Genomic DNA, 1,825 nt, shown 5'->3' with positions numbered 1-1,825 from the left:
GAGAAATCAAACAAAATGGTTCAGTGGATGAGGGGAAAGCTGCCTGATCTTTTTTGACCATACACAACTTTTAACCGTAGCTCACGTGAAAGAACCTACTGATGTAGACTTTAGAAAAACCCCTCTATATATCAGCCAAAATTGTATTCGTCACCACCTGTTTAGAGCACACGCATTTGATTTGCATTATGCAAAGGAAAGAAATCTCCAAAAAGTACTCGCTTCTGTAACCGGTCTTATTCGAGGCTACGTGGTTCCTGAAAGTCGATGCAAACGTACTAGTCCCTTATTGCTGGAAGATTTTGTTGATCAATTAGGGAATGGTAATTTTGAACAGTTTAGTCGGTCAGGAAAGAGAGATAGTTCTTCGTTCTTTTCCAAAACTACGTTTGGTGACACTCAATATATTTCCTATGGGTCGATAAGTATAGAACAGCTCCAGTTTATTTCATTAGATAATAAATTTGAGAGAGCAGCGATGCTAATTAAAGACAATGAAGGTGAAGTTATTGCTAAAGTCATTGAAGATTTTATCCAATCTTTGAAACCAACATTGAAGCCAAAAGCAGAATTTCATCCGAACTATGTACGGAAGGGCACTATTTTTGAAATTGGGGAGGCAGGCATTCTTTTGAATCAGGATGCAATCCAAGCGCTTGTAGAGGCAACCTTAGAAATGATTAAAGCTCTCTCTATTCGTCAAGCAAAATCTTATATGTATGTAGATGACGTTATTGTAGATTTTAATAATAGCAATCAAATGATGCGTATTAAGCGTACACCAGACCAAATTTCACCTATACCAGAAGATGAATATGCAGTTTATTTTGAGTCTAAAGAGGTGTAATGAATGAAAATAACTATTGATTATGAGGCATCTTGGAGAAATTCTTTCCTTGATGGTTCAAATAACCAACCAATACCTAAGAAAGGGCGTGATTTCATTGGATCAATGACAAAATTAGCGTCGGATGAAAATTATCAAAATCGACAAATTACAATTGACACAGTCCTTGGTGTGTTAAATCGACTGATTGGTGATCAACGGAAGCTCTATCAAATCAAACAAGGCTTAGGTGGCCACAAGCATTATTTTGAGGATATTATTGAGTTTATTCGCTTTGAAGATAAACCAAAGGCACAAAGTCAGGAAATCGCCTATATAAGAAATATGAGTGGCAATACTGATCAAAATGCTTTTACAGGAATGATTAAGGTGAATGATTCTGCTTTCCAATCAGATTTTTCGCAGATTTTTTGGGGGATTCTATCTCTCGATTTTGAGAAACTGTGTCAATTTATTCTTGAGAATTCAAAGTTTGAAAGTGATATCGAGTTAAATCCAATTAGTATTTTAGGTCGCCTTGAGGAAATAAAAAAGATGAAGGCTGTTGAATATGCCGGTAATGCAAAAATAGCCTCAGAAAAGCTAGCTTCGTGTTTTCCGAAATACGGTCCTTTTGACAATAAGGGGCAATTAAAACTTCTCCCAATGTATTGCTCATCACTTTACCTACAACTTAATCGATTAGAAAAGCATTATGATATGTCAGGAGCTAAATCGAAAAAAGGCGGGATAAGTGGAATATCTAATAATGGATTCACACCAAAAGATTTTATGGACAGATATACAACAGGCCCTAAAAAATTAATCTATGGTAATCCTTATGTTCGAGAAGAATTCGTCAATGGCGAGTGGAAAATAAAACATACTTTAATTAAAGCAAGTGGCCAAATGGACATGAGCTACGGTTAAAAGTTGTGTATGGTCAAAAAAGATCAGGCAGCTTTCCCCTCATCCACTGAACCATTTTGTTTGATTTCT

General features: G+C 36.1%; 1 protein-coding gene and 1 pseudogene. Both read left to right on the top strand.

Going from position 1 to position 1,825, the window contains the following annotated elements:
• Positions 1-85: 85 nt before the first annotated feature.
• Complete coding sequence (gene cas7fv / locus Llon_RS08430) at positions 86-847, top strand: type I-Fv CRISPR-associated protein Cas7fv (RefSeq protein WP_202813350.1); 762 nt, start codon at positions 86-88, stop codon at positions 845-847.
• Between the two features lie 3 nt (positions 848-850).
• Positions 851-1,744, top strand: a pseudogene (cas5fv, locus tag Llon_RS08425) (type I-Fv CRISPR-associated protein Cas5fv); the annotation flags it as partial.
• Positions 1,745-1,825: the final 81 nt, after the last annotated feature.

The sequence above is a fragment of the Legionella londiniensis genome (assembly GCF_001467825.1).
GTDB lineage: Bacteria > Pseudomonadota > Gammaproteobacteria > Legionellales > Legionellaceae > Legionella_A > Legionella_A londiniensis.
Note: the sequence above shows the minus strand (reverse complement) of the source record. Positions and strands in the feature narration are given on the sequence as shown.